General features: G+C 56.4%; 20 protein-coding genes. 1 reads left to right on the top strand and 19 read right to left on the bottom strand.

All coding sequences use genetic code 11. The features are described from left to right. Positions 1 to 9: 9 nt before the first annotated feature. The 18 genes from OIU37_RS15205 to rfbA form a co-directional block, all read right to left on the bottom strand. Positions 10 to 1,017, bottom strand: coding sequence for a bifunctional 2-polyprenyl-6-hydroxyphenol methylase/3-demethylubiquinol 3-O-methyltransferase UbiG (locus OIU37_RS15205; RefSeq protein ID WP_180693722.1), 1,008 nt, complete (start codon positions 1,015 to 1,017; stop codon positions 10 to 12). Further along, positions 1,014 to 1,892: a glycosyltransferase family 2 protein gene (locus tag OIU37_RS15210; RefSeq protein WP_180693723.1), complete on the bottom strand. Its 879-nt coding sequence runs from the start codon at positions 1,890 to 1,892 to the stop codon at positions 1,014 to 1,016. Before OIU37_RS15210 ends, OIU37_RS15205 begins: the two co-directional genes overlap by 4 nt. Positions 1,893 to 1,895: 3 nt before the next feature. Beyond that, positions 1,896 to 2,810, bottom strand: coding sequence for a TIGR04325 family methyltransferase (locus OIU37_RS15215; protein ID WP_180693724.1), 915 nt, complete (start codon positions 2,808 to 2,810; stop codon positions 1,896 to 1,898). Then, complete coding sequence (locus tag OIU37_RS15220; RefSeq protein WP_168317432.1) at positions 2,807 to 3,673, bottom strand: hypothetical protein; 867 nt, start codon at positions 3,671 to 3,673, stop codon at positions 2,807 to 2,809. Before OIU37_RS15220 ends, OIU37_RS15215 begins: the two co-directional genes overlap by 4 nt. Next, the gene (locus tag OIU37_RS15225) at positions 3,658 to 4,290 is read right to left on the bottom strand and encodes a PIG-L deacetylase family protein (protein WP_003545689.1); all 633 of its coding nucleotides are present in this window, start codon (positions 4,288 to 4,290) and stop codon (positions 3,658 to 3,660) included. The genes OIU37_RS15220 and OIU37_RS15225 overlap by 16 nt, the downstream gene beginning before the upstream one ends. After that, a complete protein-coding gene (locus tag OIU37_RS15230; protein WP_168317431.1) occupies positions 4,287 to 4,988 on the bottom strand; it encodes a WbqC family protein in 702 nt (233 codons plus the stop codon). Before OIU37_RS15230 ends, OIU37_RS15225 begins: the two co-directional genes overlap by 4 nt. Then, entirely contained in the window at positions 4,985 to 5,950 is a 966-nt protein-coding gene (locus tag OIU37_RS15235) for a glycosyl transferase (RefSeq protein WP_180693725.1), read from the bottom strand. The genes OIU37_RS15230 and OIU37_RS15235 overlap by 4 nt, the downstream gene beginning before the upstream one ends. Further along, positions 5,932 to 6,609: a glycosyltransferase family protein gene (locus OIU37_RS15240; RefSeq protein WP_180693726.1), complete on the bottom strand. Its 678-nt coding sequence runs from the start codon at positions 6,607 to 6,609 to the stop codon at positions 5,932 to 5,934. Before OIU37_RS15240 ends, OIU37_RS15235 begins: the two co-directional genes overlap by 19 nt. Continuing rightward, the gene (locus tag OIU37_RS15245) at positions 6,606 to 7,622 is read right to left on the bottom strand and encodes an N-acetylneuraminate synthase family protein (protein WP_180693727.1); all 1,017 of its coding nucleotides are present in this window, start codon (positions 7,620 to 7,622) and stop codon (positions 6,606 to 6,608) included. Before OIU37_RS15245 ends, OIU37_RS15240 begins: the two co-directional genes overlap by 4 nt. A gap of 98 nt (positions 7,623 to 7,720) precedes the next feature. After that, a complete protein-coding gene (locus OIU37_RS15250) occupies positions 7,721 to 8,791 on the bottom strand; it encodes a radical SAM/SPASM domain-containing protein (RefSeq protein ID WP_003545680.1) in 1,071 nt (356 codons plus the stop codon). Between the two features lies 1 nt (position 8,792). Beyond that, positions 8,793 to 9,638 carry an NAD(P)-dependent oxidoreductase gene (locus OIU37_RS15255; protein ID WP_182210408.1) on the bottom strand — a complete coding sequence of 282 codons (846 nt, stop codon included), beginning with the start codon at positions 9,636 to 9,638 and terminating at the stop codon, positions 8,793 to 8,795. Further along, a complete protein-coding gene (locus OIU37_RS15260) occupies positions 9,631 to 10,344 on the bottom strand; it encodes a nucleotidyltransferase family protein (RefSeq protein ID WP_180693729.1) in 714 nt (237 codons plus the stop codon). Before OIU37_RS15260 ends, OIU37_RS15255 begins: the two co-directional genes overlap by 8 nt. Further along, complete coding sequence (locus OIU37_RS15265; RefSeq protein ID WP_180693730.1) at positions 10,337 to 11,317, bottom strand: NAD-dependent 4,6-dehydratase LegB; 981 nt, start codon at positions 11,315 to 11,317, stop codon at positions 10,337 to 10,339. The genes OIU37_RS15260 and OIU37_RS15265 overlap by 8 nt, the downstream gene beginning before the upstream one ends. Beyond that, the gene (locus OIU37_RS15270; RefSeq protein WP_180693731.1) at positions 11,314 to 12,633 is read right to left on the bottom strand and encodes an ABC transporter ATP-binding protein; all 1,320 of its coding nucleotides are present in this window, start codon (positions 12,631 to 12,633) and stop codon (positions 11,314 to 11,316) included. The genes OIU37_RS15265 and OIU37_RS15270 overlap by 4 nt, the downstream gene beginning before the upstream one ends. Further along, positions 12,633 to 13,508, bottom strand: coding sequence for an ABC transporter permease (locus tag OIU37_RS15275; protein ID WP_180693732.1), 876 nt, complete (start codon positions 13,506 to 13,508; stop codon positions 12,633 to 12,635). Before OIU37_RS15275 ends, OIU37_RS15270 begins: the two co-directional genes overlap by 1 nt. Next, on the bottom strand, positions 13,505 to 14,611 hold the full coding sequence (locus OIU37_RS15280) for a DegT/DnrJ/EryC1/StrS aminotransferase family protein (protein ID WP_180693733.1): 1,107 nt from the start codon (positions 14,609 to 14,611) through the stop codon (positions 13,505 to 13,507). The genes OIU37_RS15275 and OIU37_RS15280 overlap by 4 nt, the downstream gene beginning before the upstream one ends. A 1-nt stretch (position 14,612) precedes the next feature. Then, entirely contained in the window at positions 14,613 to 14,987 is a 375-nt protein-coding gene (locus OIU37_RS15285; protein WP_180693734.1) for an FdtA/QdtA family cupin domain-containing protein, read from the bottom strand. Between the two features lie 23 nt (positions 14,988 to 15,010). Next, on the bottom strand, positions 15,011 to 15,922 hold the full coding sequence (rfbA, locus tag OIU37_RS15290) for a glucose-1-phosphate thymidylyltransferase RfbA (protein ID WP_180693735.1): 912 nt from the start codon (positions 15,920 to 15,922) through the stop codon (positions 15,011 to 15,013). Between the two features lie 251 nt (positions 15,923 to 16,173). Between rfbA and OIU37_RS15295 the strand changes: the two genes are divergently transcribed. Beyond that, positions 16,174 to 16,980, top strand: a complete 807-nt coding sequence (locus OIU37_RS15295) for a glycosyltransferase family 2 protein (protein ID WP_264257995.1) — start codon at positions 16,174 to 16,176, stop codon at positions 16,978 to 16,980. A gap of 125 nt (positions 16,981 to 17,105) precedes the next feature. Here OIU37_RS15295 and OIU37_RS15300 read toward each other — a convergent pair whose 3' ends face one another. Then, positions 17,106 to 22,853: a M10 family metallopeptidase C-terminal domain-containing protein gene (locus tag OIU37_RS15300; RefSeq protein WP_372353416.1), complete on the bottom strand. Its 5,748-nt coding sequence runs from the start codon at positions 22,851 to 22,853 to the stop codon at positions 17,106 to 17,108. Positions 22,854 to 23,548 lie beyond the last annotated feature (695 nt).

A 23,548-nucleotide genomic window follows, 5' to 3' on the forward strand; every position in this document is an offset into this window, starting at 1 on the left:
CTCTAAATCCTAGTTCTTTGTCGCGGAGAGTCGCAGTTCTACCAGGAGACTATCGCCCTGCCCCATGGCGTCCAAAACTCGGTTTCCAAAGCCCATCATCACACCGGCGAGGCGTGCGCCCCGCGAGACTGCGACGTTGCGGACCTTTTGAATAAAGCTCGGCGGCTTCTGAGGGTCGCCGCTTTCCGACCAGGTATTGGACGCCTTGCCCTCCTGTCGCTGCTCCCGAGACATTCTAAGCTGAAGCACCGACCAAAGATTGGGCGTAATCGTCCTGATACGCTCGACATCATAGCCGGATTTTCGAGCAAGCAGAGCAAAGGACGTTCGATTGAAATGGTTCTGGTGGTATGGAATGTGCCAGTTTATCCAACGTTCTTTCCAGAGCTTGCGATGAAAGGAACCGGTATTCGGGAAAGCCAGTACGACGCGTCCGCCTCTATTGAGACGATCCTTGAGGGCCGCCAGCATTGCAAGCGGATCGGGCACATGTTCGATGACCTGGTTCAGCACGATGAGGTCGAATTTCTGATCGGCGAACGGCACGTCATAGATGTTACCGATATGAACGCGTAGAGTATATTTCTCCGCGATCGTACGAACGTTCGGATCCGCCTCGATACCCCAACATTCCACGCCGAGCCTGCGCATCTCCAGAAGCGAGAGGCACGAACCGCAGCCGATATCCAGTACCTTCTGTCCCGGCTTGGCCAGATAGTGTCCTTGGTTGTCGGTACCGGCAATCCATCGGCGGAACCCGGCGAGAGGTTTCTCGACGAGAGCAGCCTCTCTTTCCAGCGCATCAAAATCGATCTCCCGACGGGGATAATAATTGCTATAGAGCGCCGGCAGATCCTCTTCCGTCAGCCGTGGCGTCGTCGACATGTGGCCACAGGAAACGCATCGGTCTATCGAGTAGACGCCTGGGCAACCATATCGATCGTCGCTGATGCGCTCGATGAAAGTCCCCATCTTCGATCCGCATGCGATGCACTGCTGATGCTGGCCGCCACTCATATTGTTCCTTCCCTTCGTTTCGCCAATGACCTCCACGTCGAAAACGCGCGGCTGCACGAGAAATACGCCATTCGGATCGGTGCTGTAACGCGTTGCACCGGTGAGCCGACAAGCGAATAGAAAATAAGGCGCTGAAACACGTTGTGAGGCGAACGCCTGCCAAATAACTGCTTCCGCCAGGAAAGTCTGGATGTGTCATTTCCATATATCGGAGGCGAATAAACGATTGCGTTGCTGCTGACAACCAGAGGCACACCCGCGCGCGCGAAGCGCATGGCGACTTCGTAGTCAGCCATATAGTGCGGTAGAAGGGACGGCCGCATGCCCCCATGTTTCTTGAACAGGGGCGCAGGATAGAGCGTTCCCCGACCACTCAGCGCATCGACACGGTACTGGCTTTTGGGCGATCGTTTTTCCGTTTCGCTCAATTCCGAAAGCAGATCCCACACGGCAAGTCGGTTAACGTTGACCTTCGCCCCAATACTGACAAGGGGCGGATCCCGGCCCTCTTCGTGTATGACGCTTCCGACCGCGGCCTCGCCATTTTCCTTGGATGTCTGCACCAAGGTCTCAACATAATGCTCGTCGAACCAGGTATCGTTATTGAGAAACAGGACATAGTCGTCCGCTCGGCAGGACGGAAGTACGTGTTTCAGTCCTTCCTCGATGGCACCCCCCCACCAAAGATTGCCGTCGCTTCGGATTTCAACCACATCACTCTGCGACTGCAGGTATTCTGCGGTTCCATCGGTCGAACCGTCGTTGACAACAACGATTGTCAACGCAGAGAAGAGTGTCTGTCTTCTTAGGGCTTCCAACACCTTTCGGGTGTGCTCCAGACGATTGAAGACGGGGATAATGACGTTCACGCGCATTCGCTAGATTTCCAGCTTCTCGAGAAACCAGCCAACATACGGCCATTCGTGCTGCTGAGGCGCTGGTGTAACGCCAATGCCCCAACGCTTCAATTCTTGCAAGGGCGGCGGCGTCACGAAGCCGAATGTTCCAGCAGGCTGGAACCGATCGACAACCTCATAATCATGCTTGGCAAAACTGGCCCGCATTTCATGCGCGTTCAAGAACCATACCGGGTACCTCGCGCTGTAGATCCACGCCGGCACATGCTGCACAAAGGGTGCGGCCGCGACATCGAATTGCGCTGCTGTCCTGTCGATAAGTATGAACTTGACGCCTCTCGACAGGAGATCCTCGAGATATTCATGAGAATGTTCAAGATACTGAAGAACGCCGGAGAGCAGAACGATGTTAGGCCTCACACGATCGATCGCCTCATCCACGCTGTCGGAAAAGCTCAATCCTCCGTCTTCGAATTCGGCTCTGCCCGCGCTCACAAAATGAGGTTGCTCGACAACGCACCAATTCAGTTCCGCAAGATGCGCCAAGGCCGAACGGTGTTGGAAATAAGAACTTCCCAACGCGCCCCCGAAATCGACCACCCTCAAACGAAGATCGGAACGGGACGCGACATAGAGAAGCCAGGCGAGCAGAGGATGCGAGTAGCTTCTTTCCTTGAAAACGACGGTGTCTCTCTCGTAGGAGGCACGTCCCTGAACAACTGCGCGTGTCGCGTCAAGAGCCCTGGCAAGAATAGCCGGCGCATTATATCCGTCTGAAGCAGCCATGGCCGAGCGCCAATCATCGTAAGGCCCGTCGAAAAAGACGTTATGACGCCGAAACTCGCTCCAGATGTGCTGTTCACGGGCCAGCGGCGAATCCCGCGACACCTCCAGCAAACAGTGAAGGCCCGGGAGCGAAAAAACAATGTGCCTCATTTCTCGAACCAGGCTTCGAACGGCCGTCGCTCAAATTCGTCCAGCGCCCCACCGGGTGTGGAATTGAAGATGCGGATATCATTCGCTCTCGCGATATTCGCAATGGCTCGATATTGTCGCCACAGCCGCGCCAGCTGCTGAAACTCGTCGTGACGGCCCCTTGTCAAGGTGCCGTCCGCATTTACGGTGAAATCTTTTCCCTTTTGCACCTTGAGGTCGAACGCATATTGGTAGGTTGATGACAGGAACCGATCGTGGTCGACGCCAAGCAGGATGATCTCTTTGAAGCCGAGATACATCGCTATCATCAAGGCCATCACAGGCACCGACTCTACACGAGGGACCGGTCGAGAGATATCGACGACTTCCTCTGATGTTCTTTCGTCGAAGCTTTCACCGAGCACAAGATACCGAACCGTTCGCCCTGAAAACAAATTGTGTTTTCGAACCAGTTCCGCTTCAGTAGAACTGAGAAACAGTTCTGCGGCGCCCAGGTGCGAATGCATCTCGTCAAACCAGCGGATCACGTCCTCCGATGTCATCGTTAGGTAGGTAATCTGCGGGACACAATGATAACGTGACTGGAACTTGCCAAATTCGGAGTGCAAATAGCCGTTGGAAACGGTTATAACGGTTTCGCCTTGAAGTCGCGACAGATCCAAGCCCTTGACGCTCGGGCCGTTTCCTAAAATAAAACAGCGGCCGCCCTCGTGCTGACCAGCAAGCTGTCTATTTTCTGCCAGTGATCTCGCGACATCAGCAGAGAATTTGTGGCGAGTACTTAGCCTGCGCCTCAACTCATGCACACCATAGGGGAGCAGCATGGAGCCAAAGGTCAAAATTTTTCTCAAAGCTGCAGCCACTTTACGACCTCAAAAACCTCCGCGTATTTTACACCGATCCGCTGGCCGGCATTCTCCGCTTCATTGCGGAAGAAGCTCACCCATTTCCGCCCTGTGCGCTCCATCTCGGATTCATGGGCAAGGATCGCCTTTTCCTTCTGGTCCCAATGGGAGGTGATGTCGACGTAGAAATTCCCCCTGAAATCCACCGTCGAATGGTACCAGTTGCTGCGGTACATCAGCAGACGAGGCACATGGCGGCAGCTGTGCAGCGATGCACGCGACAAGGCCAGGTGGTCATGGTGAATGTCTCCCACCCAGTGGGTGTAAACCATATCGATCTTCAGATCCTGCACGAGCTTGAGGATCTCGATATTCAGCGGATCGACGAATTCGATCTGGAGCGTTTTGAACTCGCCGCAGAACATTTTCTGGACGCCGAGAATTTCCATCGCAGCATCCGCTTCCGCTCTGGCGACCTGGCTGCTGCGCACGGACTGATCATACTGGTTTGAAAAGCCCGATACGGTCGCGACATAGACATACACCGTGTCGCCGTTTGCAGCATGGCGTGCCAGTGCACCGCCACAGCCCAGTTCCACGTCGTCAAAATGGGCACCGATCGCGAGAATATTCATTTGCAACTCCAGAGCAGGTCACGCGTGCCTGCAATACCACAATTCAGCAGTGTGTCGAGAATGCTGAGATAGGGCATAAATGCGCCAAATGGCTGTGGATAAACCGGATGGACGAAATGCTGCCATTCGATTTCGATTCCGGCTGCCTGGAATACTTCCGGCCGCATATAGTCGCGCGCGCCCAGGCCCGAGAGATAACGTGTTGCTCCCACTTTGCGCAGCAGTTCGACAAGCAGCTCATTCCTATGCCCTTCCGGACTTAAAGTACTCGATCGCACCGTCGGCATCGTGATTTCAAGCATATCCAGGATGCCCTCCAAGAAATGCATATTAAAATCGGCAAGCAGGTCGAACCGCTTGCCGTAGAGGGCTTCGATGCGGGGAAAGACTTCGTCCCAACCGGCGGACTTGCGATAGTTTTCGCGAAGCAGGGAAAGGTTTTGGTCTATCCAGCCGGTGCCGGGCGCCAGTTCAACCTCGTTGATCGGTGTGCCGAGCCTTGGTTTTCTAATTCCGACGGTGAGCCACCGATCGCCCTGTGCCGTCTTTATTTTATCACGATGCGTCCAGCTCTTGCTCGTCCCATGGACAAACTGAACGTGATCCAGGACGATATAGAGATTGGCATTCAAAAAACGCTGAAAAAAGCCGAGATATGAAGCGAAATCCGGCTGGTGAATAACCGCTGTGATGGTCATGGAGCCAGTCTTTCCAGCAAATCGGCAACGCGGCCGACCCCGCCAAGATCCACCTTGGTCATGGCAGTCTCGCTCATGGTCCTGATGGGGATCGGCTTTTCCAGGATGCCGAGATCGAACGCCGAGTGATGCCCGGCAAAGAAGGCCGCTCCTAACCCCTCGAGTGCACGCCCGACGGGGATTTCGAAAGGTTCGTTGGCGATCACCACACACGGCAAGCCAGCCGCACAGGCTTCGAATGGGGTAACACCGCCGCCGGTAATCGCCAGATCGTGGCCATGCATCTCTGCCGCCAGCGACGGCACCTGGTTGAGCAGTTTGAACCGATCGGGTGCCGCGGTCGCTACGACCTCTTCAAGCTCCGCCATGTGTTGAAAGCTCGGGCCTGTGACGATGGTGACAGGAAAAGGCTTGTTGCTCAGCCACTTGGCGACGCGGACAGTCACGCCGTAGGTATCGGCGCCGCCGAGCGTGACAAGGATCGACGCGAGGCTTTCCCGAAGCCTGCGAAACGCCGCGATTTCAGGATTGAGTATCATGTACTCCACCCCCAGCCGAACATCCTTGCCCTTGAGACCCTCAGTCTTTTCGAACAGGAGAGCGCAGATATTGATATCGGCAAGTTCCGCGCCATCACCACGATCATCAAAGGTAACAAGCTTGGCGCCCAAACGCTTGATCGCTTCACTGTGGGATCGCTGCGTATTCAGGCGGTCATTGATCCAGACCGAGGACGATGCATCGGGTTCGATAAAGCCATTCTCCCATCCGGTCACGGAGGCGAGATCATAAAGCGCCACGTCAAAGCCGCGCTCCCGGATGATCCTCAACGAATTCGGATGATCGTTCGCTAGAAATAGGACCGGATGACCGCGTGAACGCAGTTCGAAAGCAAGCGTCAACGACCGAAACAGATGTCCCATGCCGCGCGCATGTGAACTTTCTATGCAGAAGACGAACATAGTCTGATCGCTTCCTCTGTCCCAAGCCAATTCCCGCCCGCCCGCGCGGCGAGAGCGCAGGCACGTCTCCAGTCTTCCTCGGTATCCACCGTCAGGCGCAGGTTCGGAGAGATTTTGATTGGGGGAACATCGAGCTGACCGATCTTGAAGAGCTCCGGCCGATCGGTGAAGTATTCATTCACGTGCTCGCGATGGTGCGGCAGCTTTCCCTCGCGATGACTGCGCGCCAAGGCTTCGAACGTAAATATCTCGGCACCAACGCCGATCGGCAACTGGCCGAATGCATGCGTGTAGTCGAATCCCTGCTTTTGGTGCAGATCGATCAGCCTCTCGAGCTCCTCGATGTCAGTGAAAGGATTATCCGCGGTCAATCGAACAATGTCGGACATTCCGAGCGATTTTGCGCATTGAAAATAACGATCGAGAACATCGGTTTCATCGCCACGAAAGCAGCTTACGCCATGCTCAAGGCACCAGGCTTCGATAATATCGTTCTCCTTGGCCGATGAGGTCGCAACGACAATCCTGGCAGGCAGCCTCAACATCCGAAGTCTACCCAGGACATGTCCGAGAAGCGGTTTGCCGGAAATATCGCGCAGCACCTTTCCCGGTAATCGAGTCGATCCCATCCGCGCCTGGATAATGATTCCAAGCGTCACGCCAGATCGCTCCACTGGAGAACGGCGTCAGCATCAAGATCCTTTACGAGCCGTCGCCCCGCAAGAGTGTCGAGATGCTTCGGTTCAATCCCTGTCCCAGGTCGCTTGACCGAGATGTCGCCGGCAGAGATGACATGGCCGGCATTGAGCGGTCGATTGACGACAATGCTCTTGCGGTTGTTCAATCTGGTCGTCGCTTCACTGGCTGCCGGTTCCTTGCGACCACTGCCTTTCATGACTTCGAACGCACGTATCGCATCCACAAGCCATTTCATTTCTGCTGGATCGGCCGAGAGCATGTGGTCGGGACCGTCGGCGGCTTTATCGTAGGTGAAATGCCGCTCTATAACCCGTGCACCCATCGCGGCAGCACAAAGGCTGGCGACCGGCGTCAACGTATGGTCGGAATAGCCAACGTCGAGATCCGGAAACGCCTCCATCATCGTTTGCATGGCACGCAGGTTCACATTTTCCGGATGCGTCGGATAGCTCGTGATGGCGTGCAGCAGAATGAGCTTCTGATTGCCTGCCTCCTTGATTGCGGCAACGGATTCCCGAACTTCGTCGAGCGTCGACATCCCCGTCGACAGGATTATCGGCTTGCCCGTTTTTGCCAGATAGCGGAGGAAGGGAATGTTGACCGCATCGTCCGAGCCCACCTTGTGGGCGCCAACCCCACACTGCTCCAACAGATCCACGTCCGTTTCGTGTGAGGGCGACGAAAACCAGTCCAGCCCATGCTCCTCGGCATAGCGGAAAACCGCTTCGTGAAGCTCGTGACCGATTTCATATTTACGGAAAAGCTCGAATTGCGAGGTAACACCGGTGTTTTCCATATCGAACATGGCATTGCGGCTCGACAGGGTCTCTGCCCGATAAGTCTGGAGCTTGACAGCGTCCACGCCCGACGCCTTCGCCTCGTCGATCAACCGTCTTGCCTGATCAAAAGTCGTAAAATTCCCGCCGATTTCGGCGATAATATAACACCGGTCGGGTCGGTAGTTCCGGAACATCTGCTACTCCTGCAATTCACTATACAGCCGGCGTTCCAACAGCGGTAGCACAGCGATGTCATCCCGCACACGACCGGTATGCAACTCCGGCTGCTTTCCTATTTTCCGATTTCCTGAGCCCGATCCACGTAATTTCGGACGATCACTTTCCGGCCGCAGATTTCGGTCGGCTCATCATCCGTCAGGCGAGGCAGATAGCATCGGCGGCATACTTCGCTTTTCAAGAAGCCCTGCGGTTCCTTGTGCAAGGCGCGGACTGCATTCATTTTTTCGCCGTGCCAAATCTGGTGTACCGTCTCCGTCGTCGCGTCACCAATGACTTCGCGATTTTCCTCGTCGTTCGAGCACTTCATCACAAGCCCGTCGGCGCCGATAACGAGGCGCTGGTATTGCTGTGGGCAGGTGAAGTTATCCAGATATTGAACGTCAGAATCGTTTCCGAGATAGTCGATCAGCGGGTTGAAGGCGACAAGATCCACGTGAGGCGCAAAGGTTTCATAATAGAGATCCGGATTTTCCCTGATCGCCGGCCAGATGCCCTGCACTTTGATGACCGGACGGTGGAGCCCGCGCTCGTCTTTGTACTTCTTGATGTCCTTGATCTTGTCGAGTAGCGCCTCGAACTTGATCGGCTTGCGGATCTTTTCGTAGGTCTCACCAGTGCCGTCGATCGAAACGGTGATCCAGTCGATGCCAGCATCGACAAGCTGAGCGAAATAGTCTCTGTTGAGCTTGAAGCCGTGCGTGAGGGTCGAGACTTCCTTGATCCCGTGATCCTTGGCATAGCGCACACAGTCGGCGAAGCGCTTGTGCAGCGTGGCCTCGCCCCGCAGCGACAGACGGATCGCAGGAACCTTGCCGCCGATCTCATCGATGATGCGGCAGTAGAGATCCCAGTCCATCCGTGTCGTGTTCACACTTTTCTTGAACTCGTCGCTGATCGTGTAGCACATCGGGCAGCGCAGATTGCAGATCGATGCCAGCTCGAGATCGACCAGCAACGGATAATCCGAAACCTGCTGGTTCAGGGCATATTCTGACCACTTGCGACGGTAGTCCGCGTATTCGGCTTCCCACCCTTCGCCCCGGAACTTGTCGAACGCGGCTTCGCGCTCGACCGTGTCCATCGAGTAGTTGCCCTTGTTGATCGGAACGTAACGTTCGTTCAATTTACGACTCCTTCATCATCGCGCGGATTCCGGCCGGCAGATCCCATTCCGGCCGCCATCCGAGAACGGCGCGAGCCCGCGTGATATCGGCCCGCACGTCAGGTATTTCATTCCGCCGAACTGTGCAAGATGACACTACAGGTAGAGCAGTGCCGGCAGCTTCTTGCAAGATGTCGATTATTTCCTGCACCGAATACGACATTCCGGAGCCGATATTGATGCAATGGTAGCCTTCCACGACGTCCATGGCCTTGGCAAAGGCGCTCAGGACATCTTCAACGAAGATATAGTCACGCCGGGGACTGAGATCCAGGACCTGTATTTCCTGCTTCGTCCGTATCTGGTTCAGAAGTGTCGGTATCAGGAATTCGGGGCGCTGCCCTGAGCCGTATATATTGAACAGACGCAATACCACCACCGGTATCTGCTCGTACGTGGCGGCGAACTCGCAGAGCTGTTCGGCAAGATGTTTGGAAAGAGCGTAAGGGTTGTTCGGCCTGACCGGATCGCTTTCGTGGATCGGCAGCCGGTTAGGCACCCCATAAATATAGGCGCTTGCGAACACGAGTTTGGCCTTGTGTCGCTTGCACCAGCTCAAAGCGTGTTGCGTTCCGAGGACGTTGGCGGCCATGAAACTCGGGACTTGGCTCCAGCTATCCGGAACGAATGTCCTGCCGGCAAGGTGAAACAGCGTGCGCGCCGCGGGAAGCTCCCGCCAAACCTGCTCTTCGCTTATATCTCCATGTGATCGGTCAAGCGCAAGCACGTCAAAACCAGCCTGCTCGAGCCGTCTGACCAGACGCCTCCCGAGAAAACCGCCAGCACCGGTGACGATGGCATCAACCATTCAAGAACCTGGACTGCATGGATTCAAACTGCTCGATCGCCAAGGCATAATCGTCGGGCCGTCCGATATCGAGCCAATAACCTGCAAAATCTCGAACGGTGGCCGGCTTTCCGGCCGCAAGAAGATCAAGCATCAACTGGTCAAAGCCGTAAGCACCGCCTTGTGGTATGTGCTCGACGGCTCTCGAAGACACCATATAGACGCCCATGCTGACTTTGTATTCGGCCGTCGGTTTCTCTCGAAAACCGGTGAGCAGCCCGCTCTCGCCGGTGTCTAGAACGCCATAGTCTATGCGATGCTGACGCGTCTTGGACGAGATCGTGAATATACTCCCGTCGCGGACGTGAGCATCATGAAAATCGGCATAGTTGAGATCCGTCAGAATGTCGCCGTTCATCACCAGGAAATTCTCCGGCAGATCCTTTATCAGCCGCAGCGGCCCCATGGTGCCAAGAGGCTCGTCCTCGAGCGAGTAATCGATACGTACACCCCACTTGTCGCCATCCTGGAAAAAAGCCTTGATCAGTTCGGCCTGATGGTTGACGGCAAGCGTTATATGCTGAAATCCGCCCGATATCAGCTGACGAATGATCACCTCAAGAATAGGATAATCGCCGATCGGCATCAGAGGCTTTGGAAGCACGACAGTATAGGGCCGCAACCGAGTTCCCATTCCGCCCGCCAGAATGACTGCACGCCTAGACATTGAAGATATCCGCCTTGTATCTCGCCAGATTCTGCGGCTGACGCAGCCAGTCGATAGTCGCTTTCAGACCATCTTCCAAGCTATAACGCGGCGAAAATCCTGTCAGAGACTTGATCAGGCTGTTGTCGCAGCACAGACGTTCCACTTCGCTATTTGCCGGACGCAAACGCTGTTCATCGCATTCGATCTCCACGCTGACGCCGATGATGTCGGCGATCAGCCGAACGGTATCGCCGATCGATATCTCGCTGCCGGAGCCGATATTGACCGTCTGGCCGATGGCTTCGTCGCAGGCTGCGAGCGTCAGAAAGCCGTCGCATGTATCCTGGACGAAATTGAAATCCCGCGTGGGTGACAGCGCACCAAGTTTCAGCGTCGTCCGTCCGCTCAGAAGCTGCGAAATCACTGTCGGAATAACCGCCCTTGCGGATTGTCTCGGGCCGAAGGTGTTGAACGGCCGTGCGATCGTCACCGGTAGGTCAAAACTCGAATGATAGCTGTAGGCGATCGCATCGGCACCGATTTTGGAAGCCGAATAGGGCGACTGCGCCTGCAGCGGATGGCTTTCACTGATCGGCACAAAACGAGCCGTGCCGTAGACTTCGCTCGTCGAGGTTTGGATGACACGGCCGACGCCGGCATCGAGAGCGCCCTGAAGCACATTCAATGTGCCATGCATATTGGTGTCAACGTAACTCGAAGGCGCCTGATAGGAGTAGGGAATGGCGATAAGCGCAGCCAGGTGAAATATCGTATCCACGTCTTTGGCAACGGTGCGCATCTGAGCTGGATCGCGGACGTCGCCGAGGACTACCTCAAATTTGCCGCGGTATTCAGACTGGTCAAGCCAGCCCCAGCTGGAAAACGAATTGTACTGGCAGAGGGCGCGGACTTCGATACCCGACCTGACCAGCGTCTCTACAAGATGAGAGCCGATAAACCCATCCGCCCCGGTGACAAGCGCTTTCTTCATTTCAAAATACCCTCAGCATCACGCAGGAAGAGCTTCTCTACTTCCCAAGGCAATTGGATCGCCGAAATCGATGGCTTCCGTTGCTGACCCAGCATCTGGATAATTCCGACATTATCCTCCACGTCAAACCGGATGCCCTCGGCGACCGAATAGATCGAGAACCGGCTCGATATGCCAAGCCGCAGATAGAAGGTGCCCGTGTTGAGGAGATACCCCGGAAATTTGACGCGAGCTCTATAGTAACCGGCTGGCCGCGTATCCAAGCGACCAACATCGAGTTCGGGATCGGATAGGCTGACGAGCGTGGTGTAGCCGTCTTCCATCTTAATCTGCATCCCGACCGATAGGCCGGAAAGAGGCTCCCTCAATTCGTATTCGACCTCGACCGAGAATCCCTTCGAAAGTTCCAGTGTTCCAGAAACTTCATCCTTGTCGTTCAGTACCGCTACACGGCAGATGATCGCCTTTCCGTCGACGTCCTCGGGATTGACCGAGTAGCTTGCTGTACCACCGAATTCCGGGCGATCGAGATAGGCCTTTATCACATCTCCGGTATCGCCCATCGCGGCGACCTTTCCATCGGCCATCAGAATCGATTTCGGGCAGATGCTGCTGATCGCTGTCATATTGTGGCTGACGAAGAGAATCGTTCGACCGGCCTTCGTGACTTCCTGCATGCGCCCCATGCATTTGTTCTGGAAGTTGACGTCTCCGACGGCCAGCACCTCGTCAACCAGAAGAATCTCCGGCTCAAGATGCGCTGCGACGGAGAAGGCCAGACGCACGTACATGCCGGAAGAATAGCGTTTCACTGGTGTGTCGATAAATTCGCCGATCTCGGCAAACTCGACGATTTCATCGAATTTCGATCTGACCTCGGCACGACTCATGCCGAGAATGGCGCCATTGAGATAGACATTCTCTCGACCGGTGAGCTCCGGATGAAAGCCGGTGCCGACCTCAAGCAGGCTGGCAATTCTACCTCTTATTCCTATGAACCCGGAATTGGGCATGGTGATACGGGACATCACCTTCAGAAGCGTGGATTTTCCGGCCCCGTTCCTCCCGATGATCCCCACGATCTCGCCGTGCCCGACCTCGAAGGAGACATTGTCCAGCGCATAGAAGATGTCTCCCTTGAGCCGCGACTGCCTGCCCCGATCGGACGTAAAGTCGGACACCGACACGTTCGGATCCGGAAGATTGCGCCATTTCGCCCACCAACTCTGAAGGTCACGATAAAGCGTGCCGTGATTGATCACGCCGAGACGATACAGCTTGCTGACGTTTTCCGCTCGAATAACGATATCGTTCATCAGACGGTATCCATCGCGTTAGCTTCAGCCCGTGAAAACAGTGCCAGCCCGCATACCGTGATCGCAACGGTCACCGCTAGATTGGCAAGACAAAGAGTGACGGGCAAAGCTGAAGCGTCAAATAGCGCCCAACGGAAAATCTGAACCGGTGTCGTCATTGGATTGATGTAGTAGAACCAGTGGTACCGTTCCGGGATCTGACTGAATGGATACACGATCGGCGTAGCGTACATCCAGAGTTGCGTCATAAATCCGACGGCATAGACGAGATCGCGAAAACGGACCGTCAGAGCGGAAACGACCAGTCCAGCACCAATACCCAGCACGGCGATGTAGAGCAGGACCAGTGGCGTCAAAAACAGGAAACGATAGCTCAATGCCAGATCAGGGTTTGCAATCTTGATCCCGAAGGCAACCGTCAGCAAAAGCAGGAATTGGATGGCAAATGCGACAAGACCACTCATGGCAACGGACAATGGCACCACAAGCCTGGGGAAATAGACTTTTCCGAATAGATTGGCGTTCTTCGAAAAGACTTCGGAGTTATTGGTCAGACACGCAGCAAAATAGCTCCAGATGATCGTACCCGACATGTAGAATAGGAAGGGCGGAAGTCCATCCGTGGAAAGATTGGCTATTTTTCCGAACACGATATAATAGGTCATCGCCGTCAGCGACGGTTGGATGATGTACCAGGCAGGCCCCAAAATGGTTTGTTTGTAGAATGTCGTGAAATCTCGCTTGAAGAACATCCAGATGAGATTGCGATATCGCCAGACGAGGCCAAGATCCGGCGCATTGCCCTTTGAAGGCTTGATAACGATATCCCAATTTTCCTCGCCCGTCGTGGCCGGTCCCTTCAGGTGCTCTGTCATGCCGTTAACTTCAAATTGTCAGGGAGCGCAGCAAACAGGCCGCACACACGTTCGATCTCATCACTGTTATGCCCCGCCGAAATAGGCAGGCTCAGTTCAGTGGCGTGCAGCTCATCGGCGACCGGATAATTGCCGGACAGAATTCCTTGCATCGCCTTCTGTCGATGCGGCGCGATTGGGTAATGTATCTCGGTCTTCACCCCGTGATCGAGCAGCCACTGACGCAATTCGTCACGAGCCGGATGACGTATTCCGAAGATATGAAACACATCATACTCGGCAGAGCGCCGAAGGGGTTGCGCGAGCCATTTGGGCAGGTTGGCGAAATAGATATTGGCGAGCGCGCGCTTATGCTCAGTCATCTGATCGATGTGACGCAGTTTAACCCGGAGGAATGCCGCCTGTATCTCATCAAGCCTGGAATTCACACCGATATAAACGTTTTCATATTTTTTCTTCGAGCCGTAATTGCGCATATGTCTGAGGCGATCCGCAAACTCATCATCGTCCGTGACAATCGCACCGGCATCTCCCAGAGCACCCAGATTCTTGGTCGGATAAAAGCTGAAGCAGCCGGCGATTCCAAAGGTGCCGGTCAGCCTACCATCATAGCGCGCACCGTGAGACTGCGCGCAATCCTCTATCACCTTCAGCCCATGCTCGCTTGCAAACGCAGTGATCTCACTCATCCGGCAGGCTTTTCCGAACAGGTGCGTCACACATATAGCCCGCGTGTCCGGTGTCAGCGCTGCGAGAAGACGTTCCGGATCCATATTGAAAGTTTCCCGCTCGGGCTCCACCAGAACAGGTTTATGGCCAGCACGCAGGATTGCCAGGATCGTTGCTATGTAAGTATTGGAAGCAACCATGACCTCGCTGCCTTTGGGCAGGTCGAGCGCTTCGATCGACAGGATCAACGCATCCAAACCGTTGGCTACGCTGATGCAATGTTTGCTTTCGGCAAAGGTGGCAAATTCGGCTTCGAATGAGGAAACCTCATTCCCAAGTATGTACCACCCGGAACGAATCACGCGGGAAGCGACCGCCTCCAATTCTTCCATGAGCGCCCGATTGGCCTGCGCAAGACTTTCATACTCGATCATTTCAGAGCCGCTCATAGGGGGTGTGGATGTAGTCGTCCTTGTCGTATCCGTGAGAGGCAAAAACAAGCAGGATTGAACCCGGACCAAAGGCCATTTCATGCCAGTCCTTTGGCTCTACCAACAGGCACTGGCCTGGCGATGACAGGGTGATTTCTTCTCGAGCTTCACCATTGTCCATCGACACCACCACAGTTCCCGAAAGCGCCACTAACGCCTGCCGAGTTTCGTGATGACGATGCCCGCCTCGTTTTTGACCATCTGCCCCGTAGATCCAAAAGCTTCGGACGATGGGGAACGGCAGAATTCCGTCCATGACGGTCAACGCGCCTCGTGCGTCGGACATCGTCTTCAAGGTAAGCAGGGTAAAAGCAGACAAGATTGGTTTCCAGTTTTGCCGGTTCAGCCGGTTGGGAAATGCGGAGCTGGTTCCCTCACCAAGCTGATGAGGTATCGACCGTAAGAGCTCTTTTCAAGTGGAGCTGCCAGCCTTAGCAACTGCTCGGTATCTATGTATTCCAAATGAAAGGCAATTTCTTCGGGGCAGGCAATCTTCAGCCCCTGGCGCCGCTCAATGGTGGCAATGAACTGACTGGCTTCAAGGAGTGAATCGTGCGTGCCTGTGTCGAGCCAGGCATGCCCTCTGCCAAGGACAGCCACGTTCAACTTGCCCGCCGATAAATAATGCCGATTGATATCGGTAATTTCGGTCTCCCCGCGAGGGGAGGGTTTCAACCCGGCCGCAATATCAACCACATCGTTATCGTAGAAATACAGGCCGGTCACCGCGTAAGTGGAACGGGGCGAGGACGGCTTTTCCTCCAGGCTGAGCACCTTGCCTTGACTGTCAAATTCCACCACCCCATACCGCTCGGGGTCATGAACCTTATACGCGAAGATCGTTGCTTCGTCTGATCTTTCCGACGCCGCGGACAAATCATGCGTTAAGAGATTGCCGTAAAAGATATTGTCTCCGAGCACCAGCGCGGTTGCCTCTCGCCCTATGAATTCTCTTCCGATCGAGAATGCTTGGGGAATGCCCTCCGGCGCGGCCTGCACGGCATATTGGAAATTCAACCCCCACTGCGCGCCGTCACCAAGCAGTTGTTCAAAACGCGGCGTGTCCTGCGGCGTCGAGATAATCAAGATATCCCGGATTCCCGCAAGCATGAGCGTTGATAGGGGATAATAGATCATCGGTTTGTCAAAAACCGGAAGAAGTTGCTTCGAAATGGCGAGGGTCGCGGGATGCAGCCGAGTGCCCGAGCCACCGGCGAGCAATATGCCCTTGCGCAGCTTTTTCTTCGAAGACAAGAGACCTCCTGCAACTGGTCAATCCGCGCGCATTCGCGCGGTTGTCGTGATGACGATCGCTATTTGACAGTGCTCACTACAGATAGATCGATCCGCATGCAATGCACTTAGAGAGAGGAGGAACAGCTCAACCGCGAATCAGTCCGGCATTGATCGAGGAAAACTTGCAGTACTAGATTGCGGTGCTGCCTTTCCGTCTGATACGGGTTGGCTTGCTATCGCCTTTTGAAATATGAGCAAGATACCGTTAGATGGCTGCAGATACTGCCAATCCAAGCTCCCCCCGGATAAGCCTCATCACCGTTTGCTGGAATGTCGAGCAGACTATCGCTGACACCTTACGGTCCATCGACACGCAAACCTACCGCAATTTCGAGCACATCATCATCGACGGCGGCTCAAAAGATTCTACGCTCGCCATCATCGCTTCGGCGCCGGCGGACAACCGCCGTGTGCTTTCGGGACCGGATGGAGGTATCTATGAGGCGATGAACAAAGGGATTGGTCTAGCAGCAGGCGATATTATCGGGTTCCTGAATGCGGACGATATTTTCGAGAGCAGCGACTCGCTCGGAACTGTGGCGGCTGCGTTGGAAGATGAAGCATATGACGGCTGCTACGGCGATCTCGTCTATGTTTCCAACCGGCATACCGATCGCAAGATCCGCTACTGGAAATCGCGTGCGTTCAGATCCGGTTCTTTCGCCCGTGGCTGGTGTCCACCACATCCGACATTCTATGTTCGCCGTAGCATTTATGATCAGTTCGGGCGGTTTGACCTGCGTTATCGGCTCGCAGCCGACGTCGAGCTTATGATGCGCTTTTTGGAAGTCGCGCGGATCAGAACAATCTATATCCCGCGAGTCCTGGTCAGGATGCGCTTAGGGGGCGCCACGAACAAGAACGTTCAAAATATATCGCGTCAGAACAAGGAGGTGCTGTCCGCCCTTGCCGACAACGGCCTGAAGGTCTCAACATCGATGTTCTGGGCCTTTAAGATCGTGAACCGGTTGGGCCAGTTCCTGATGCGCAATCGATCCCGGGACTTATCAGCGTAATCCACGCCGCCGCCAATAGCCGGTCACACCGCCACCCTCCCCCGAACCCGTCCGCAATCGCCGTCATCCTCTCCGCCGCAGCATGCTCGATCCCCCCGGTGGTTTACCAGGAGGTCCGTTTGGGTTCACGCAAAAAAGAAATCCCCCGAGTCTAGGCTCGTCAAGGCTACGTTCCTCAACACTATGGTGTTGTCGATATCGGCTGTAACGATTGTATCGTTGCCATACTGACTGGATGCCGCAAAAAGCGATTCCCAGTCGGCGAAAATGCTGTGGTCGATCCTGATCGTGTCGTGTGCGGAGCCGGTTGCCACGAAGTTTGTGATCGTATCGTGGCCCCAGTTCAGCGAATAAATGAAGACGTCGGCTGCCGCTCCACCAGTGAGGGTATCGTTGCCGGCGCCACCCGTCAGCGCATTAAAACCACTGCCGCCGACGATCACGTTGTTAAGCGCATTCCCTTCTCCGGCAAACGGCCCAGTTCCGATATAGGTGAGGTTGTCGACATTGGCCCCCAATGTGTAGGCGGCCAGGTTCGTGCGAACCGTGTCGGTTCCTGCGTCGGCGGCTTCGGTGACGATGTCGCCGGCGTTGTCGACGATATAGGTGTCGTTGCCCGCACCGCCGATCAAGGTATCCGCACCTGCCGCGCCATTCAGCACATCATTGCCGGCGCCGCCGGTGATCGTGTTGGCGAGCGCATTGCCGGCGCCGGTGAAGCTGGCCGATCCCGTATAGGTCAGGTTCTCGACATTGTTGCCGAGCGTATAGCTGACAAGCGCCGTCCGGACCGTGTCCGTCCCTTCGTTCGCGTTCTCAATCACGATGTCAGTCGCAATGTCGACGACGTAGATGTCGTCACCCGTCCCACCCAACATCGTGTCGGCACCAGCCCCGCCGATCAAAGTGTCGTTGCCCGCAGCCCCCATGAGCTTGTCGGCAGCAACACCACCTATGATAATGTTGTCGAGCAGATTGCCCGCCCCGGTAAAGGCTGCCGTTCCGATGTAGGTGAGGTTCTCGACATTGGCCGCCAATGTGTGGGCGGCCAGGGTTGTGCGAACGGTGTCGATCCCCTCATTGGCAGCCTCAGTGACGACGTCGCCGGCATTGTCGACGATGTAGGTGTCATTGCCCTCACCGCCGATCAAACGATCGGCCCCTGCCCCGCCGTTCAGCGTATCGTTGCCGACACCGCCGGAAAGCGTATCGATCGCAGCGCCACCCGTGATCACGTTGTCGAGATCATTGCCTGTCCCGGTAAAGGCTAGCGTGCCGATATAGGTGAGGTTCTCGAGATCGCTGCCAAGCGTATAGCTCGTCAGCGTCGTGCGAACCGTGTCGGTTCCCTCATCGGCGGCTTCGGTGACGACGTCGCCGGCATTGTCGACGACGTAGGTGTCGTCGCCCGTGCCACCGATCAAGCTATCCGCACCTGCCGCGCCGTTCAGCACATCATTGCCGATACCGCCGGTGATCGTGTTATCGAGCGCATTGCCGGTGCCGGTGAAGCTGGCGGATCCCGTGTAGGTCAGGTTCTCGACATTGACCAATGCGGCGATCGAGTAGGCTGCGAGCGCCGTGCGGATTTCGTCGGTGCCGGCGCTGACTGCCTCGTTGATTACGTCGGTCGCACTGTCGACCACATAGATGTCGTCGCCCGTCCCGCCCGACATCGTGTCGGAACCGGCCCCGCCGATCAATGTGTCGTTGCCGGCGCCGCCGATCAGCGTGTCATTGCCGGTACCGCCGTCAAGCGTGTCGTTGCCGGCGCCGCCGGTGATCGTGTTGGCCAGCGCATTGCCGATGCCGGTGAAGCTGCCGGATCCCGTATAGAGCAGGTTCTCGACATTGTTGCCGAGTGTGTAGGCCGCCAGCGTCGTGCGAACCGTGTCGATACCCACCTCGGCCGCTTCGGTGACGAGGTCGCCGGCATTGTCGACAATATAGGTGTCGTTGCCCGCACCACCGATCAAGCTGTCCGCACCAGCCCCCCCGTCCAGGGTATCGGCACCTGCCGCGCCCCTGATCGTGTTGGCAAGGTCATTGCCCGTCCCGGTAAAGGCTACCGTGCCGATATAGGTGAGGTTCTCGAGATCGCTGCCAAGCGTATAGCTCGTCAGCGTCGTGCGAACCGTGTCGGTTCCCTCATCGGCGGCTTCAGTGACGAGGTCGCCGGCATTGTCGACCAAATAGGTGTCGTTGCCCTCACCACCGATCAAAGTATCCGCACCTGCCCCGCCATCAAGCGTGTCATTGCCGGCGCCGCCGGAAAGCGTATCGGCGGCAGCGCCACCCGTGATCGTATTGTCGAGATTGTTGCCGGTACCAGCGAAAGCTCCTGTGCCGGCAAAGCTCAGGTTCTCGACATTGGCGGCAAGCGTATAGTTCGCCGATGTCGTGCGAACCGTGTCGGTTCCTGCGTCGGCGGCTTCGGTGACGATGTCGCCGGCGTTGTCGACGATATAGGTGTCGTTGCCCGCACCGCCGATCAAGGTATCCGCACCTGCCGCGCCATTCAGCACATCATTGCCGGCGCCGCCGGTGATCGTGTTGGCGAGCGCATTGCCGGCGCCGGTGAAGCTGGCCGATCCCGTATAGGTCAGGTTCTCGACATTGTTGCCGAGCGTATAGCTGACAAGCGCCGTCCGGACCGTGTCCGTCCCTTCGTTCGCGTTCTCAATCACGATGTCAGTCGCAATGTCGACGACGTAGATGTCGTCACCCGTCCCACCCAACATCGTGTCGGCACCAGCCCCGCCGATCAAAGTGTCGTTGCCCGCAGCCCCCATGAGCTTGTCGGCAGCAACACCACCTATGATAATGTTGTCGAGCAGATTGCCCGCCCCGGTAAAGGCTGCCGTTCCGATGTAGGTGAGGTTCTCGACATTGGCCGCCAATGTGTGGGCGGCCAGGGTTGTGCGAACGGTGTCGATCCCCTCATTGGCAGCCTCAGTGACGACGTCGCCGGCATTGTCGACGATGTAGGTGTCATTGCCCTCACCGCCGATCAAACGATCGGCCCCTGCCCCGCCGTTCAGCGTATCGTTGCCGACACCGCCGGAAAGCGTATCGATCGCAGCGCCACCCGTGATCACGTTGTCGAGATCATTGCCTGTCCCGGTAAAGGCTAGCGTGCCGATATAGGTGAGGTTCTCGAGATCGCTGCCAAGCGTATAGCTCGTCAGCGTCGTGCGAACCGTGTCGGTTCCCTCATCGGCGGCTTCGGTGACGACGTCGCCGGCATTGTCGACGACGTAGGTGTCGTCGCCCGTGCCACCGATCAAGCTATCCGCACCTGCCGCGCCGTTCAGCACATCATTGCCGATACCGCCGGTGATCGTGTTATCGAGCGCATTGCCGGTGCCGGTGAAGCTGGCGGATCCCGTGTAGGTCAGGTTCTCGACATTGACCAATGCGGCGATCGAGTAGGCTGCGAGCGCCGTGCGGATTTCGTCGGTGCCGGCGCTGACTGCCTCGTTGATTACGTCGGTCGCACTGTCGACCACATAGATGTCGTCGCCCGTCCCGCCCGACATCGTGTCGGAACCGGCCCCGCCGATCAATGTGTCGTTGCCGGCGCCGCCGATCAGCGTGTCATTGCCGGTACCGCCGTCAAGCGTGTCGTTGCCGGCGCCGCCGGTGATCGTGTTGGCCAGCGCATTGCCGATGCCGGTGAAGCTGCCGGATCCCGTATAGAGCAGGTTCTCGACATTGTTGCCGAGCGTATAGATTGAAAGCGCCGTCTTGATCAGATCGGTTCCTTCATTCAACCCTTCGGTGACCACATCGCCAACGTTATCGACAATATAGGTGTCGTTGCCCACTCCGCCGATCAGTATGTCTGCTCCGGCGTTTCCGTCCAAGGTATCGGCACCTGCCGCGCCCCTGATCGTGTTGGCGAGGCCATTGCCTGTCCCTGTAAAAGCTGCCGTTCCGATATAGGTGAGGTTCTCGACATTGGCGGCAAGCGTATAGCTCGCCAATGTCGTGCGAACCGTGTCGGCTCCTTCATCGGCGGCTTCGGTGACACTGTCGCCGGCATTGTCGACGCTGTAAGTGTCGTCGCCCGCTCCGCCGATCAAGCTGTCCGCACCTGCTCCGCCATTCAGCGTGTCATTGCCGGCGCCGCCGGTGATCCTGTTGGCGAGCGCATTGCCGGTACCGGTGAAGCTGGCCGATCCCGTGTAGCTCAGGTTCTCGACATTGAACAGTGTAGCGATCGAATAGGTCGCAAGCGACGTGCGGATTTCGTCGGTGCCGGCACTGGCCAACTCGGTGACGACGTCGCTCGCACTGTCGACCACATAGATGTCGTTACCCGCTCCGCCGTTCAGCGTGTCGTTGCCGGCGCCGCCGTCCAGCAGATCGTTGCCAGCGCCGCCGGTGATCCTGTTGGCGAGCGCATTGCCGGTGCCGGTGAAGCTGGCCGATCCCGTGTAGCTCAGGTTCTCGACATTGATCAGTGTAGCGATCGAATAGGTCGCAAGCGACGTGCGGATTTCGTCTGTGCCGGCGCTGGCCAACTCGGTGACGACGTCGCTCGCACTGTCGACCACATAGATGTCGTTGCCCGCTCCGCCGATCAGCGTGTCAGCACCTGCCCCGCCATTCAGGATGTCATTACCGACACCACCAGTGATCGTGTTGGCAAGGCTATTGCCTGTCCCGACAAAGGCTGCCGTTCCGATGTAGGTGAGGTTCTCGACATTGGCTCCCAGTGTGTAGGCGGCTATCGTGCGAACCGTGTCGGTTCCCGCGGCGGCGTTCTCGGCAACGCTGTCGCCGGCATTGTCGACGACATAGGTGTCGTCGCCCGTTCCGCCGATCAAGGTATCGGCACCGGCCCCACCATCCAACACATCATTGCCGGCGCCGCCGGTGATCGTGTTGGCCAGCGCATTGCCGGTGCCGGTCAAGCTGGAGGATCCCGTGTAAATCAGGTTCTCGACATTGTTGCTGAGAATATAGCTTGAAAGCGCCGTCCGGACGGTGTCCGTCCCCTTGTTCGCACTCTCGACCACAAAATCGACGCCAGCGTCGACCACATAGATGTCGTTGCCGGCACCGCCGATCAGCGTGTCGTTGCCGGCGCCGCCATCCAGCGTGTCGTTGCCGGCGCCGCCGGTGATCGTGTTGGCGAGGCTACTTCCAGTTCCGGTAAAAGCGCCAGTGCCGGTGAAGGTCAGGTTTTCAACATTGGCATTGATGGTCAAGGCATAGGAAGAAAGCACCGTCCTGATCAGATCGGTCCCTTCATTCAGCCCTTCGGTGACCACGTCGACCAGATCATCGACAATATAGGTGTCGTTGCCCGTTCCGCCGATCAATGTGTCATTGCCGGAACCGCCGGAAAGCGAATCATTTCCGGCATTGCCCCAGAGCGTATTGTCCGCCTCATTGCCTACAATCGAATCGTTGCCGGAGCCAGCCTGAACGTTCTCAATCAACGACGCGACGTTGCCTTGATGAAGAAGGGCGTTGAAAATGTTGCCGCGGGCATAGCCATTATTCGGACCTCCTCCCAGATCGGCCAGCTGGCCCTGGGAAAAAACAGAGTGCCCCCCTGCTCGCAAATCGATTTTGAGGCCCGTCGTATAGGCACTCAGGTCGTATGTATCGATACCGCCGCCGTCCCAGATTGTTGCGAGGATCCTGTTGGCAGCGGGCGTGATGGCCGCAACGCCGTTGACATAGGTGATGCCCTGGTTCGGATTCCACTTGTAGACGGTATTGTCACTGTTCGTCGTGTAGTCCGCACCATACATTTCCTGCAGGGCGGCGATGTCGAGCATCATGAAGGTTTGTGGCGCGCCATCATGCTCATACTTGTACCCACTCAAACTGTCTCCGACATATGTGTGGTAGGTCATGATCGTATATTCGAGCGAGTCGTAGGCGCTCGGAACGACTATCCCCCCTTCGTGAGCATGTTTCAGTCCGAGAGCGTGACCCAGCTCGTGCGCCAAGGTGTGGCCTGCATAGTTGCCGAACCTCGGAAAGCGAAGATCATCTTCGGTGCCAGCATATCCCGTCCCGAACCAGACATCACCACCGGGCCCGCCGCTAGCTGGTAAATAAGCCCATGCCGTGTCAGGCAAAGACGATTGAGCGAACCGCACCGTTGCGGTACCCGCGCTTCCCGCCTCAAAGTTGGCGTTCGTGAACCCCTCGACGGAGAAGCCGTCATTTGCCGCACTCCCGTAGGATTGCTCCATAAAGTACAAGGCGAGAGACTGCTGCTGGGACGAAATTGAAGAGAAAGAATGGTATTTTTCGTCACCATAGGTATACGATGACGAGCTCGTGGGAAACGCATAGGTTATCGTTCCGCTCCAGGCAAAGTCGCTCAAGAGCCCGTCTACCTTCTGATCCCCAGTCGAGAAGACGTACGTGGTCCAATTATTAAGGTCCGTCATAAAGTCCCCGTTTGCGCACGCCATTCGGCCGCGCCTAATGCCAGTTTCCCTCTGCCCGAAATCAGAGGAAAATTCAACTAAAAGCTTTATTTCGCTTCGGGAAAGTTTTTGACCTTAGTAACTAACGCTCATGAAGCGCTTCCGCCGCA

Source organism: Rhizobium sp. BT-226, assembly GCF_025847085.2.
Classification (GTDB): Bacteria; Pseudomonadota; Alphaproteobacteria; order Rhizobiales; family Rhizobiaceae; genus Rhizobium; species Rhizobium sophorae.